This window comes from Mailhella sp. (assembly GCF_057866825.1).
In genome coordinates this window covers 81,028-95,124 of sequence record NZ_DBMAHT010000001.1, presented here as the reverse complement: position 1 = coordinate 95,124, position 14,097 = coordinate 81,028, and the positions used below count along the sequence as shown (strand labels likewise).

Below are 14,097 nucleotides of genomic sequence, written 5' to 3'. Positions count from 1 at the left end.
GCTACTTGCCCTTTTTGTCGTTGGAGGAGAACACGGCGTGAACGCGCTGCTTGGGGCTGCCTTCCACCACGCTGCGGTTCTCATCGACGAAGTAGCGGATGACGTTGCCGCGGATGGAGTTGTCGCCGTCGTGCAGAATGGGATTGCCTTCGAGCACGAGCAGATTCTTGGCGGAATAGTAGGTGGCCTTCTGTGCGGAACCCGTCTGTGTGCCGTTCTGGAAGCGCACGTTGCGTTCTGCAACGATGCGGTCGAGATCGCTGCCTTCCATGGCCGACGTGGTGGATTTCTTGTTTTCCTGACCGGCGTTGCCGCGGGACTTGAGGTAGAGGGTCAGGGTTTCCGACCACATCTTGAACTCGCCGCGCACGGCTTCCACGCGTCCCTGAAAGACGACGGTGTTCTTGTCCGCGTTATAGACCATGTTGTCGGCGGTGACGTCCACGGGCAGATTGCTGTCGCCTCCGGGCAGGGGCGCGGCCATAGCGCCGGTCGTGCAGAGCGCGAGGACAAAAAGGGAGAGAAGAAGTTTTTTCATGAATGGCTTTCCTCCTGCGCGGCCTTCGGCGCGGCATCGGATGAAGTATCGGCGTTCGCGGCGGCTCCGTCGTCGGGCGCGGAGTCGGAAGGCGTCCAGCGCATGCGCACGCCCTGGTCGCCCGTGAGAATATTGGTGTTGAGATCCCAGACAAGACGGGTGGCCGTGCCGGAAAGCGTGGGCCCGTCGAGCACGGCACCTTCGGGGAAGGTAAGCGTGCGGTTGGTGTTCAAAAACACGGCCAGACTGCCGGTGAGCACGTTTTCCTCGTAGGTGGCCTTCACGCTGCCGGACATGGAAATTTTCTGATTGCCGTCCTCCACGCGTCCTACTTCGGACACGGCGTGAATGACGCGTTCCGGCTGATTTTCCGCGCCTTCCAGCATGTAGTGAATGTCGGGATCGCGCACGGTGATGGCTCCGGAATCCTGATTCAGGGTGGCCCAGTCGGCGTTGAGATCAAAGCTCTTGCGGCCTTCGTGGCCCTGGGAGAGAAGAATGCCGCGCACGGCGAGATCCACGGCGTTCTTCACTTCTTCCGGCGGGTCGGACAGCAGCTTGTTCAGATCGGCCGAACGAACCACGTTTTCCATGGCTTCCAGCGTCTGACGGGTCTTCCAGCTCTGCCAGCCGTACCAGCCGCCCCATACGACTGCGCCCAGCACGACGAGCACAAGGGTTCTGCGCAGAGAATCGTTCATATTTTGGCCGGTCCTGTGGCCTTCGTCCAGAGGTCTGCGGGATTTTTTCCGTCCCTGCGGGCGGCGAGCAGAAATTCAACGGCTTCGCGCACGGCGCCTTCGCCGCCCCGGGCGGCGGTGACGTAAAGCGCTTCCTTCTTCACCTGCGCCACGGCGTTGGCCACGGCCATGGGCATGCCCACGCTGCGCATGGGATCAAGGTCTATCCAGTCGTCGCCGAGATAGGCCATTTCTTCCTTCCTGAGGCCGTACTTGCGGCGGATGGCTTCGAGCTTCGGCAGTTTGGATTCAAAGCCCGCGTAGTAGTCCTTCACGCCGAGCTGCGACATTCTGGCCAGCACGCAGGGATCGTTTCTGCCGGTGATGATGCCGACGCCGATGCCCGCCAGAAGGGCCGTCTTGATGCCTATGCCGTCCTGCGCGTGGAAGCACTTCAGGGGATGGCCGTTTTCCTGAAAGTACAGCTTGCCGTCGGTGCATACGCCGTCCACGTCGAGCACGAGAAAGCGCACGGCGGCAGCCGCGCGAAGCACGTCTTCGCTGACGGACTGACCGGGGAAGTTCGGGGAAAGGGGAGAAGAGGACATGTGTTTTTCTCTCGGTAGCGGAATGAGGGAAACAGGGTGTTGCCCAGAGAAGGAAAATAGCCCGAAAATTCCTTTCCGTCAAAAAAGGAAACGGGGCGTTCCGGCGCGGAAGGCCGCAGGCGTTCGGCGGGGGCGGGGCGGAAAAAGCCTGAGGGGCGGGGCCGACGCGCCGTTTGCGGGCGGCCCGCGCCGGGGAAAGGCGGCGGACGCGGCAGCCGAGCGGGAGGGCGATCGTTTCGGCGCGGCAACATGCGCGGCTGGGAGCAGACCCGGCTTGCCAGGGTGGCCCATATTTTTTATGTTCGTAACCTGCGGGCGGCAGGATCGCGCGGCCCGAACGTTCAAGCAAGCTCTCCGGGAGAACTTCTATGATTCATTGCGCCGTATGCTTTCACGATTCCGGCTCCATGTACAAAACGGTGTATTGCGCGCTGCTGTCCTGCTTTGAGCACGCCTCGGATCATGTGCATGTTCACATGCTCATCGACGAGTCCGTTGCGCCGTACAAGCACTGGCTGGAAGAGCTGTGCGCCTCGTTTCAGAATCCCGTGACGTTTTATGAAAACGTCGAGGTGCCGGATGACGTCGTCAATCTGTTCCCCGGGGGCGTTGTCGGCAACTACACCAGGGCAAGCCTTTTCCGCATGTGTCTGCACGAGCAGCTTCCCGAAGATGTCGAAAAGGTGGTTTATGTTGACTGCGACATCATCTTTGAGCGCGACGTGGCCGACTTGTGGAACATGGAACTCGGCGACGCCTGGATGATAGCCGCGCATGATCCGGAACGGGTGTGGTCGGCGCGCAAGAAGAAATACTACCTCGGAGCGCTGCACATTGAGGAAGACCGCTATTTCAACAGCGGCGTTCTTCTTATGAATCTTAAGGCGATCCGGGAGGCGTCCCGAGAGGAGAACGTGTTCTGGCGGGCGTATCGCCGGGGAGCCGAATATTTTTCCACGTTGAAGTTTCCCGTCTTCGATCAGGATCTGCTCAACTACATGCTGAGCGGAGATCGGGAAAAGCTGAAGCTTGTGGATGCTTCGTTCAACTATGAGCTCTGCCTGTTCGACCGGCGTTTTCTGCGCATGAAGGAACTGGAAGGGAAGATTCTGCATTTCCCCTCTCTGAAGCCGTGGCAGAAGTTTTTCCCGGCTCAGCTGGAATACTGGAAATATTTCATCAAGTCGCCGTGGCGGGACGAGGCGCTGCCCATGATCGAGGAGCGCATGTTTGACCCGAAGGACAGAATATGGCCGGTGCTGCTCTGGATATGGCGCAGGCACGAGTCGCTGCGCTGGCTGGCGCGACTGCGCGGCGCACGGTAGATCGAAGGTCAGACGAATAAAAAAACGCCGTTCATGCTTTGTTTGCAGGCATGAACGGCGTTTTTGCTGACTGAACGTGCAGGCTACAGATCGAGAATGACCTTGCAGGCCACGGCCACCTGATAGAGGATTTCGGAAACTTCCTTGACGGCCTGCATGTTCTTGGAATCGACGCGAGGCAGCACGAGAATCTGATCGCCGGGCTGCACGCTCTTGGCTCTCGGCGTGACTTCGCCGTCGGGATGCACCACGAGAAGGTTCTTGGAATCTGCGCGGTTGCTGAATCCGCCCGCGCTCTTGATGTAGTCGTCCATGTCGCGGTCTTCGTTCCACACCACGGCCTGCGGCATGATGACTTCGCCGCTTATCATGACGACGTCGGTCTTTTCGGGAATGACGATGACGTCGCCGTCTTCGAGGGCGATGTCGGCAATCTTGCCGCCGCTGCCCACCACCACGATGCCTTCCGGCTCCACTTTGCGCGCGCGGTTGATGAAGCTGGAGAGCATTTCGGCTTCCTTGGCGCGTATCTGTGCTTCGTCGTTGCTGGAGGAGGTGGCCGTGTAGGCGTTGTGTTCCAGGCGGTTCAGGGCGTCTTCAATGGCCTTTTTCTGCTGCTTGGCGGTACTCAGGCGCTTGATGTACAGGCCGGAGAGATTGGCCCGGTCGGGATCCACGGAAATGTAGCTCAGCACTTCCTTGAGGCGGGCGTTGCGGCGCACGGGGAAGCGCGACGAGCCGAGAATGGCGCCCTGCGCTTCCACCATGATGGTGTTGCCGGCGGTGTCGGCCTGAAAGCGCACCTGATCGTCGTTTTCAAGCTTGAGCTTGTTGAATTCCTTGATCGACAGGTACTGATTGTAGGGCACGCCGTTGCGGAAGCCGGAAATGCTCACGTGGGAGGCCCTGGAATTGGGATCGGCGAGCTGAACCAGGGCTTCGCCGGTCATTTTTCCCTTTTCAAATTCAAAGCGGGCGGCGTTGCGCACTTCGCCGCTGGCGGACACGGTGGGGCCTTTTTCGCCCACCACGATGGTGTCACCGTCGTTGAAGCGGATGGAAGGAATCTGTCCGCGCAAGATGAAGGGATACAGATCCGCCGTGGCGAGCTGCTGCTGATTTCTCAGCACGCGGATGTCGCGATAGCTGCCCCGACGGGAGTCGATGCCCCCCGCCTTGTCGAGAAAGGAGAGAATGTTGTCGGACGCCGTGCCCTGATAGCTGCCGGGATGATTGACGAATCCCGTGACGAACACGGAAACGTTCTGGGTGTCCAGCGGGCGGACGTACACCTGCACGTCGTTGATGCCGGAAACGTTCAGCTTGCTGATGATGGACTGCTGAATCTGGGCGGCGTCGCCGCGGGGCAGGCCGAAGAGCGGAATGCTGCCTATTTCGGGCAGATCCAGCGAACCGTTCTGGGAGACGGTGAACACGTCGTCGAGGGTGCGGCTGCCCCACAGGCGGACGAGGATGCGGTCGCCGCTCTGAATGGTGGCCGCGGAGCCGCCGGAGGAAAAGTTGCCCTGAAAGAGGTTGCTGCCGAAGGGATGCGGCTCCTGCGTGGAGGGCGTGGTGGAAGAAGCCGAGGCCGTGGCGGTAGCCGTGGCCGTGGCGGTGGCGGTGCTTGCGGAGTCAGCCGCGTGAAGCGGCGAGGAGAATGCAAGCATCATGACGAGAGAAGCAAGAAGAAGACGCAACATAGTCACCTGCCCGAAGGCTGGAAAATTTCATGCTGAAAGTGCGGCTGAACGGGGATCGTCCGGCGACGGAACCTGCTCAGTCAAGGCCGTTGCCCCAGACGCGGGGCATGAGCTCCCATCCTTCGCCCTGACGGCAGAGGACGACGATTTCCGCTTCGTGCGGAGGCTGGCTGACCACGGCGCGGCGGCAGTCGCGGCCGGAGGCCGAGGTGAACGAGCCTTCCACCATGACGTCCACGAGGCCGCCGAAGGCGGGGTCGTCGATGGAGGCCTGCGCGCCGGCGTTGTTCATGGAAATGAACTGGGGCACGGGAGAAAGCGGAGTTTCGGGTATGGGAGTTTCGGGAGCGTCGGGCTTTCCGAAAGGATTGGCAAAGCAGCCGCTCAGAAGCAGGCAGAGAGCGACGGGAACAAGGAAGATTCGCATAGGGCTATCCTTATGAAGAATTCCGCGGATCAGTCCGCAGGAATAATATATGTCCGGGGGGCTTGTCCTGTCCAGAGGTCGCTGTGCGGGAAAAAAGGCATGCGCCTTGTTGCAGCGGCGCATGAAAGATGGCGCGTTTTGCAGGGGCGGTCGTTTTCTGCGGACGAAAAAGCCGTTGCGTCCGATGCCGTTTGCGGCGTCGTCGTGAAAATTTTTCGGGCGCTGCGGAGCATCCGGTCATGTGGCAACGAGCGGAATTTTTTCGCGGAAGAGCAAACCTGACGCAGAAACGAAAGGGCGGACGCCGGTTGCCCGGCGTCCGCCCGAATCTGCGGGATTAGTGTTTTGCCTTGTCGATGCAGTACCAGTTCCAGGCGTCGCGGATGATTTCCTGAACGTTGGAGTGTTCCGGCTTCCATCCGAGAACGCTGAGCGCGCGCGAGGCGTCGGCCACGAGACTCGGCGGGTCTCCGGCCCGGCGGGGGCCCGTGGCATAGTGCAGGGGAAGGCCGGTCGTCTGTTCCACGGCGTTGAGAATCTGCTTCACGGAAAGACCGGTTCCGGTGCCGAGGTTCAGGGAAAGGCCCGAGCCGTCCGCCTCCTGGAGCAGACGCGCCGCGGCGCTGATGTGGGCCGCAGCCAGATCGCTCACGTGAATGTAGTCTCGTATGCAGGTGCCGTCCGGGGTGGGGTAGTCGTCGCCCATGACGCAGAAGTCGGGAAGGATGCCGTCCGCGGCCATGAGCGCGCGGGGAATGAGATGGGTTTCCGGGCTGTGACGCTCGCCGGTCTCGCCGTCGGGATCGCCCCCTGCCGCGTTGAAGTAGCGCAGCGCCGTCCAGCAGAGGCCGTGGGCGCGGGCAAAGTCGGCCAGCATCTGTTCCATGAACAGTTTGGTTTCCCCGTAGGGATTGATGGGCGAAGCGGGCGCGTCTTCGGTGATGGGCATGGTTTTCGGCGTGCCGTACACCGCCGCCGAGCTGGACACCACGATGTTGCGGATGCCCGTGTCGCGCATGGCTTCAAGAATGTTCAGCGTGCCGCCCACGTTGTTGCGGAAATACTTGCCGGGATTCTGCACGGATTCCCCCACCAGGGAGAAGGCGGCGAAATGGAGAATGCCGTCGGGACGCGTTTCGCGCAGACACGCGCGCAGGCGCTCGCCGTCGAGAATGTCGCCCTCGATGAGCGGGCCCCATTTGACGAGATCCCTGTGACCCGTGGAAAGATCGTCGTACACGGTGACGCGGTGGCCGGCTTCGGCCAGCGCCTTGCTGGTGCAGCTGCCGATGTATCCGGCGCCGCCGATGACGAGAATGTTCATGCCTGTCTCCAGAAAAGCGGGACGGCGAAAAAGGCCGTGATCCCGAACCCGTGCGGTCGGCGGGCGTCGGCGGAATCCGGCGCGGTCGGCTCGCAAGTTCCCCGGAGCATAGCGTGAGAGGGTCCGAAAGAAAAGGAAAAGTTGCGGTTTGGGGCCTGCCGCCCGGCGGAAGGTGCGGCCTTCGAGGTGTTTTGGCGCAAAGGCGCGAGAAGCGGCGCGGCCTTCGGTGTGAAAGGTCGGCGTTTTCTGCCCCTTGCCGACGCGCTGCCTTGCCTTGCGCAACGGGCGCTGACGGGGTCAGTCGGCGCTCAGCGCTTTTTCTATGTTCTGCGCCGTGCTCGACGCGCCGCCGAGGCGAGGCGCAAGCCATTCCCGGAAGCGCGAGCGCACGGACATCCTGTCGCGGGTGGAGGCGGCCTGTTCGAGCATGATGTCGATGACTTCCTTCGGATGATGAGCCACCCGCAGAAGTCCCGCCTGCTCCAGCGACGGCATGGACGGATCTCCGGTGCCCATGGCCCAGAGAAAGTTGTGCGCCGAAGGGCCGATGCAGGGAATGCGTCCGGCGGAGAGGGCTTCCAGAAAGTTTTGTCCGCCCTGGCCGAAGCTGCCTCCCACAAACACGGCGCGCGCCGCGGCGTAGAGCTTGGGCAGATCGCCGAAGCGGTCCCACACGAGCACGTGCCTGCGCGGCAGGCAGCGGCCTGCGGGCATTTCCGAAACCAGCACGGGCATGAGCGCCAGATCTTCCAGCACGCTTTTCCATGCGGCCACGCGGTGCAGATGCCGGGGCACGACGACCACGGCCGCGTTGGGAACGGCCTTGTACAGGCGCGCAAGCTGCCCGGGAATGCGCGTTTCCTCGCACTGACGCACGGAGGCGAAGAGAAATACCGGGCCGCTCACGCTGAAGCAGTGATTGTGGGCGGGAAGCGGCTCTTCCAGAGTGCGGGAGGCAAGATCGAACTTGATGTTGGGCATTCTGTCCACCGCGCAGGGGAAGATGCGGCTGAAGGCCTTTTCGTCGTAGCGGGAAATGGCGTGTACGGCGACGGGCGAAATTTCCGCCATGAGCGAGGAGAACAGACGGCCGAAATGAGCCGTGGAACTGTTGATGCGTCCGTTGAACACCTGCACGGGAATGCGTTTTTCCCGGCAGGCGGCCAGAAGCCCGGGCCACAGTTCGGTTTCCAGCAGCGCCACCATGCGCGGCGAAGCGACGGACAGCGCGCGGCGCACGATGTCGGGATCGTCGAAAGGCGCAAAGCGCACGACGACGCGAAGCGCGGGATGACTTTGTTTCAGATTTTCGAGAGCCCGTTCCGCAATGTCGCGGCCCTGCCTCGTCCAGGTGGTGATGAGCACCCGCAGCGGGCAAGAGGGGGAAAAATGTTCGCAGACGGCCACGGCAAGGCGGGCTTCGCCGCCCGACGCGGCCTGAAGCCAGAGATCGACGGCGTGTCCGTCTGCGGAGGCGTATTCCGGGGGAAGCCAGTCGTCCGGGGCCAGCCGTTCCTTCCACCCGTCGGAGAGGCGTGAGCTGCGCCTGAGCAGCGGCCGCGCCATCTTCCAGAGAAGGCGGTACGCGCGGAAAAACGGACGGGAGAAAAGATCTGCTGCCATAAAATCCCCTTTTTTTCACTATGCTACAGACGGACGGGCCATGCAAGATACCTGCGGCAAAGAAAAAAACGGCGGGAGAGACCGCAGCAGAGCAGTCTCTCCCGCCGAAAGGGCGGACGAGGCGGGGCGTTTTCAAGATTTCAGAACGCCCCGCGCGTTGCAGACCGGCGCATGCCGGCGCAACGGTTAGAACTTGTCTTCGTCGCCGCGCTTGCGCAGAGCGGTGTGGCCGCCGGCGGAGTTCACGGTTTCAATGCCCATTTCGCGCAGCTTGAGCTGAGCTTCGTAGGCGCGGGTGCCGGTGTTGCACACGAGGGCCACGGGACGGTCGGTGGGAATCTCCTTCTTGGCGCGGGCGTTGAATTCTTCCAGCGGCAGGGAGAGGTACTGACCGGGATGACGTTCCTCGATGGGCTTGCCGGCCTTGGCGGGACGGATGTCCACGAAGAGGTAGTTGTTTTTGTCGCGGTGCTCCCACAGATCGACGAATTCGTCGGGGGTGATCATGTGATGATAGCCGCTCACCACGTTGTCGGCCACGTTGCCCGCGGCGTTGATGACGTCCATGGCGGAGGCGAAGGGCGGCGCGTAGCAGACTTCGAGGTTGGAGAGATCGTTCAGCGTGGGACGGGAGACCTGAAGCATGGCGGCCACGGCGTCGGTGCGGGCCTTCACGGCGGAACCGTCGGTGCTCATGCCCTGAATGCCGAGCACGCGGCGGGTCTGCTTGTCCACCACCACGTTGATGCTGGTGTTGGTGTGGCCGGGATAGAAGTGGGCCTTGTCGGAGCCTTCCATGCTGACTTCGATGGCGTCGAAGCCGGCCGTGCGGGCCTGATGCAGGGTGAGACCGGCGCCGGAAGCGTACATCTTGTTCAGCTTCACGCACCAGGAGCCGACCACGCCTTCAAAGGTGGCCTGACCGCCGGCCAGGTTGGTGCCGATGACGCGGCCCTGTCTGTTGGCCATGGATCCGAGGGGCAGATAGGAGAGATCGCCGGAAATGAGGTTGCGGACCACCACCACGTCGCCGCCGGCGTAGATGTCGGGATCGGAGGTCTGCATGTGGGTGTTCACCAGAATGCCGCCGCGCGGATGGCAGGCGATGCCGGCGTCGGAAGCAATCTTGGAGTTGGGCGTCACGCCGATGGAGAAGATGACTTCGTCGGCTTCAATGGTGCGCTTGTTGGTCACCACTTCGCACACGGCGCCGTCCTTGCCCTTGAGTTCCTTCACGGCTTCGCCGGTGAGCACGGTGATGCCCAGATCTTCGAGGTCGTGCTTGGCCATCTGGCTGAAGTTGTAGCACAGCTGGGCGGGCAGCACGTGATCGACCATTTCAATGACGGTCACCTTGATGCCCCACATGTCGGCCAGAGCCACGGCCATTTCCAGACCGATGAAGCCAGCGCCGATGATGACGGCATGATTGATCTTGCGGGCGGCGCACTGTTCCTGAATGGCCTTGGCGGCCTCAAGGCAGGTGACGGAGGTGACGTTCTTCAGATCCGCGCCCGGAATGGGAGGAATGCGGGGGCTGCTGCCCGTGGCGATGACCAGCTTGTCGTAGGGCATGTCGTGCTTTTCGCCGGTCTGGGTGTTTTCAACGGTGACGGTCTTTTCCTTGCGGTTGATGGAAAGGGCACGCGTGTGGCAGATCGCGTTGACGCCCTTGAGTTCCTTAAAGAAGGCTTCGTCGCGGACGACGCCGGCATTGGTGGTGCGCAGACCGTTCATCTGGGGAACGTCGCCGCCCACGAAGTAGGGGATGCCGCAGCCGCCGTAGGAAATGTAGGTGCCCTGATCGATCATGGTGACGTTGCTGTCGGGCATGAGACGCTTGGCGCGCGCGGCGGCCTTCGGGCCGAGGGCGACGCCGCCGATGATGAGGATATTGAGAGCCATGGTGGGAAAACCTCCAGAGAATAAGGTTCATGACGCCGAAAGAAAACTATCGGCAGACACTTTATCAGAATATCGTCGGTAATTGCAAGATAATTACGCGGATCCGCGAGCTCTTCACAAGTCGATTTCCTGGGTGCATTCCGTAATTTTAAAAGCGAAGTGCAGTAAATACGGCATGTTGAATATTCATATGCCGACGGAAGGGCACGTTGTTAAAGTTTACGCGCGCAAGCTTCCGGCGGACGCCCCGATGAGGATCGTCCGCCGGAAGCGACGCTGAGGAGGAGGAAAAAAACGTGTTTTCAACCCGGCGAACCTTTTGAAGAAAGACTTGTTATATTTTATACAAGCCTGAAAATCAAGGCAAGAGGCCCGCGCGCGGGGAGAAAGGAAGACGGGAAATGCGCTTTTTTCAAGGATTCTCTTTTTTGCCTGACCTTGTCGCCGATACTTCGGAAGGCGCGTTTCGCCGTCCGCACGCGAAAGCGGGGGGCGGTTAAAAGCCTGCATATGCAGTTTGGCATAATGAATAAAAGCTCACATGCAGGACTGCACAAGCAAAAATATAATAATATCAGACAATAAAGTGATATAGGCATAAAATAATATGCAAGTATGCATATTATGCAAAACAGAATAATACAATAGCAAAATTATAAAAATCACAAATAATGATAACACATTGAAAAATTTATATATTTTATAATTTCAGTGAAAAAATGAAGGGTATCCGCATTTTTGTGGACAATACTCATACAACTGATAACTATGCGTATTTACATAATAAAAATTTTAACACTCAAAAATGTGACCGTTGGCACGATTCTTGCTTATTGGAAAAAGTGTGCAGGCTCGAACCACATTTGGAAATGAGATTGCACTAAAAGTATCAACTGAAGACTTCATTCCAGGGAATATGCCGGATGCCCGGCTAATCGTATAAAACAGTGAAGGAGAAGCTATGAAACTTTTTCGTACGTTGCTTTGCGGTGTCGCCGTTATCGGTCTGATGGGCGCCTACGCTCCTGCTGAAGCTGCACGTCCCCTCACCCTGCGCCTCGGTCATCCTATGGCCCCGGGCAACAACGTCACCGTTGGTTACGAAAAGTTCGCAGCCCTGGTCAAAGAAAAATCGGGCGGCAAGATCAAGATTCAGATATTCCCCAACTGTCAGCTCGGTTCCGACCGCGTGACCACCGAAGCCGCGCAGGCCGGCACCCTCGACATGTCTTCGAGCTCCACCCCCAACCTGGCCAGTTTCTCCAAGGACTACATGGCCATCGACCTGCCGTATGTGACCTCCTCCAAGTATCAGCAGAACCTGTACAAGGCTCTTGACGAAGGCGAACTCGGCAAGGCTCTGGACAAGGTTGCTGAAAAGTGCGGCCTCAAGACCATCATGTTCAGCGAATACGGCTACCGCAACTTCGTGAGCTCCACCAAGCCTCTGGACTCCGTGAAGAGCCTCATGAACCTCAAGGTTCGTACCACCGACTCCCCCGTGGAAGTGGCCGTGGCCACCGAACTCGGCATGAACCCCGCCCCCGTGGCCTGGGGTGAAACCTACACCGCCCTGCAGCAGGGCACCGTGGACGCCGAAGGCAACACCTTCTCCCTGCTCAACGACTCCAAGCATACCGAAGTTCTGAAGTATGCCATGAACTCCGAGCACAACTACTCCATGCACATTCTGCTCATGAACAAGGCCAAGTGGGACAGCCTGACCCCCGAACAGCAGAAGATCATCATGGAAGCCGCCCATGAAGCCACCGTGTGGGAACGCGCCGAAACCGTGAAGCTCGAAGAAAAGGCCTGGCAGGCCTTCCGCGACAAGGGCATCAAGATCCACATGCTCACCGACGAGGAAAGAGCCGAGTTCTACAAGCGTACTCAGCCCGTGCGCGACAAGTTCTCCAAGGAAATCGATCCCAATCTGTTGAAGCTCATTGCTGACACCCAGAAGTAATGCCGTCTGCGGGCGGAGAGAGCTCCGCCCGCTTCATTTCTACATCTGAGGCTTGAAATCCATGAGCACCAACACTGAAAAATCCACCGGCATTCTGCACTGGCTTGACGAGAACTTTGAAAATATTTTTCTGGTTTCAGGCCTTCTTGCCATCATTTTCTTCATCACCTGGCAGGTCATCTACCGCTATTTCATCACGCCCCTCGTCGAACGTGCCGGCGCTGCGGTATGGACCGAAGAAATTTCCCGCTACATCTTCATCTGGATCTCCTACATTGCCGTGAGCGTGGCCATACGCAAGCGCAGCTCCATCCGAATCGACTTCGTGTATCAGATGCTGCCTCCGCGTCTCCAGCGCATCAGCTGGATCTTTGTGGAACTCATCTTCCTCATGCTCACCCTTACCATCACCTATTACGGATGGGGCCAGATCGAACGTCTCCAGCGCTTCCCCCAGCATACGGCGGCCATGCGCATTCCGTTCCTCATTCCCTATCTCATTCTGCCTCTCGGCTTCGGTCTCATGAGCCTGCGGCTCGTGCAGTCCATGATCAAGCAGATCAAGGTCACGGGCGTTCTGGATTCTATCATCGGTGCTGTCGTCGCGGTGGCGGTCATGTCGCCCTGTGTGCTCGCCGAATACATTGATCCCGTTCCCGCCCTGTTTGGCTACTTCCTCATCTTCTGCGTCACCGGCGTTCCCATTGCCATCGGCCTCGGCATGTCCGCGCTGACCACCATTCTCTGTGCCGACACGCTGCCCATCGAATATCTGGCCCAGGTGTCCTTCACCTCGCTGGACAGCTTCCCCACCATGGCCATTCCGTTCTTCATCGCCGCCGGCGTGTTCATGGGCGCGGGCGGACTTTCCCAGCGTCTTCTCGGACTCGCCGACGAACTCGTGGGCGGCATGTACGGCGGCATGGCGCTGACCACCGTGGCCACCTGCATGTTCTTCGGCGCCATCAGCGGCTCCGGCCCCGCCACCGTGGCGGCCATCGGCGCCCTGACCATTCCCGCCATGGAAGAACGCGGCTACAGCAAAACCTTTGCGGCGGCCATTGTGGCGGCCGCAGGCGCCATCGGCGTCATGATTCCTCCCAGCAACCCGTTCGTGGTGTACGGCATTGCCGCGCAGGTTTCCATCGGCGACCTGTTCATCGGCGGCATCGTTCCCGGTGTGCTCACCGGCGCCGTGCTCATGGGCTATTCCTACTACGCCGCCCGCAAGAACAACTGGCGCGGCTCCGCCCGCACCCGCACCGTGGGCACCGTGACCCGCGCCGTGTGGGACGCCAAGTGGGCCCTGCTGGTTCCCGTCATCGTGCTCGGCGGCATCTACGGCGGCCTCATGACCCCCACCGAAGCCGCGGCCGTGGCCTCCTTCTACGGCCTCATCGTGGGCGTGTTCATCTACCGCGAACTGGATTTCCGCAAGGTGTGCGCCTGCTGCGTGGAAGCCTGCGAAACCTCGGCCGTCATCATCGTGCTCATGGCCATGGCCACCCTGTTCGGCAACATCATGACCATTGAAGACGTGCCCGGCACCATCGCCCGCGCCATTCTTGCCTTCACCAGCAGCAAGATCGCCATCCTGCTCATCATCAACGTGCTGCTGCTCATCGTGGGCGTGTTCATGGAAGCTCTGGCCGCCATCGTCATCCTGGTGCCCATCCTCCTGCCCATCGTGACCGGCGTGGGCGTGTCGCCCCTGCACTTCGGCATCATCATGGTGGTGAACCTGGCCATCGGCTTCCTCACCCCGCCCGTGGGCGTCAACCTCTTCGTGGCGAGCGGCATCTCCGGAACCCGCATCGAGCAGATCGCCAAGGCCAGCCTGCCCATGATCGCCCTGATGATCGCCGTGCTGCTGCTCATCACCTACATCCCGGCCATTCCTCTCTGCCTGGTCGGCGGAGCGGGATAGTCCCGGCTAACCCGGCAACCTAAGGACCTTCCCGGGAAAATCCCGGGAAGGAGTCTCCCTCCTCACCTATT

Annotated in this window: 11 protein-coding genes; 3 read left to right on the top strand and 8 right to left on the bottom strand. The window is 60.3% G+C overall.

Annotated features, from left to right (window positions below; all coding sequences use genetic code 11):
• Nucleotide 1: 1 nt before the first annotated feature.
• From lptA to ACZM96_RS00505, 3 genes are read right to left on the bottom strand one after another with little or no spacing between them, the layout of a single operon-like run.
• Nucleotides 2–538: a lipopolysaccharide transport periplasmic protein LptA gene (lptA, locus tag ACZM96_RS00515; RefSeq protein ID WP_294485696.1), complete on the bottom strand. Its 537-nt coding sequence runs from the start codon at nucleotides 536–538 to the stop codon at nucleotides 2–4.
• A complete protein-coding gene (lptC, locus tag ACZM96_RS00510) occupies nucleotides 535–1,239 on the bottom strand; it encodes an LPS export ABC transporter periplasmic protein LptC (RefSeq protein ID WP_489486659.1) in 705 nt (234 codons plus the stop codon). The genes lptA and lptC overlap by 4 nt, the downstream gene beginning before the upstream one ends.
• The gene (locus ACZM96_RS00505; RefSeq protein WP_489486658.1) at nucleotides 1,236–1,826 is read right to left on the bottom strand and encodes a KdsC family phosphatase; all 591 of its coding nucleotides are present in this window, start codon (nucleotides 1,824–1,826) and stop codon (nucleotides 1,236–1,238) included. The genes lptC and ACZM96_RS00505 overlap by 4 nt, the downstream gene beginning before the upstream one ends.
• Nucleotides 1,827–2,194: 368 nt before the next feature.
• Here ACZM96_RS00505 and ACZM96_RS00500 point away from each other — a divergent pair, with 368 nt between their 5' ends.
• A complete protein-coding gene (locus tag ACZM96_RS00500) occupies nucleotides 2,195–3,151 on the top strand; it encodes a glycosyltransferase family 8 protein (RefSeq protein ID WP_489486657.1) in 957 nt (318 codons plus the stop codon).
• 83 nt (nucleotides 3,152–3,234) lie between these two features.
• Here ACZM96_RS00500 and ACZM96_RS00495 read toward each other — a convergent pair whose 3' ends face one another.
• The 5 genes from ACZM96_RS00495 to ACZM96_RS00475 all read right to left on the bottom strand — a co-directional run bounded on the left by ACZM96_RS00495 (nucleotide 3,235) and on the right by ACZM96_RS00475 (nucleotide 10,133).
• Nucleotides 3,235–4,854: a polysaccharide biosynthesis/export family protein gene (locus tag ACZM96_RS00495; protein WP_489486656.1), complete on the bottom strand. Its 1,620-nt coding sequence runs from the start codon at nucleotides 4,852–4,854 to the stop codon at nucleotides 3,235–3,237.
• A 76-nt stretch (nucleotides 4,855–4,930) separates the two neighbouring features.
• Nucleotides 4,931–5,281 carry an RT0821/Lpp0805 family surface protein gene (locus ACZM96_RS00490; RefSeq protein ID WP_489486655.1) on the bottom strand — a complete coding sequence of 117 codons (351 nt, stop codon included), beginning with the start codon at nucleotides 5,279–5,281 and terminating at the stop codon, nucleotides 4,931–4,933.
• Nucleotides 5,282–5,618: 337 nt separating this feature from the next.
• On the bottom strand, nucleotides 5,619–6,605 hold the full coding sequence (galE, locus tag ACZM96_RS00485) for a UDP-glucose 4-epimerase GalE (RefSeq protein ID WP_489486654.1): 987 nt from the start codon (nucleotides 6,603–6,605) through the stop codon (nucleotides 5,619–5,621).
• Nucleotides 6,606–6,902: 297 nt separating this feature from the next.
• A complete protein-coding gene (locus ACZM96_RS00480; RefSeq protein ID WP_489486653.1) occupies nucleotides 6,903–8,228 on the bottom strand; it encodes a 3-deoxy-D-manno-octulosonic acid transferase in 1,326 nt (441 codons plus the stop codon).
• A gap of 186 nt (nucleotides 8,229–8,414) precedes the next feature.
• Entirely contained in the window at nucleotides 8,415–10,133 is a 1,719-nt protein-coding gene (locus tag ACZM96_RS00475; RefSeq protein ID WP_489486652.1) for an FAD-dependent oxidoreductase, read from the bottom strand.
• Nucleotides 10,134–11,094: 961 nt separating this feature from the next.
• Here ACZM96_RS00475 and ACZM96_RS00470 point away from each other — a divergent pair.
• Together ACZM96_RS00470 and ACZM96_RS00465 are read left to right on the top strand one after the other, a co-directional pair.
• A complete protein-coding gene (locus ACZM96_RS00470; protein ID WP_489486651.1) occupies nucleotides 11,095–12,099 on the top strand; it encodes a TRAP transporter substrate-binding protein in 1,005 nt (334 codons plus the stop codon).
• 61 nt (nucleotides 12,100–12,160) lie between these two features.
• Nucleotides 12,161–14,026, top strand: a complete 1,866-nt coding sequence (locus ACZM96_RS00465) for a TRAP transporter large permease (protein ID WP_489486650.1) — start codon at nucleotides 12,161–12,163, stop codon at nucleotides 14,024–14,026.
• Nucleotides 14,027–14,097 lie beyond the last annotated feature (71 nt).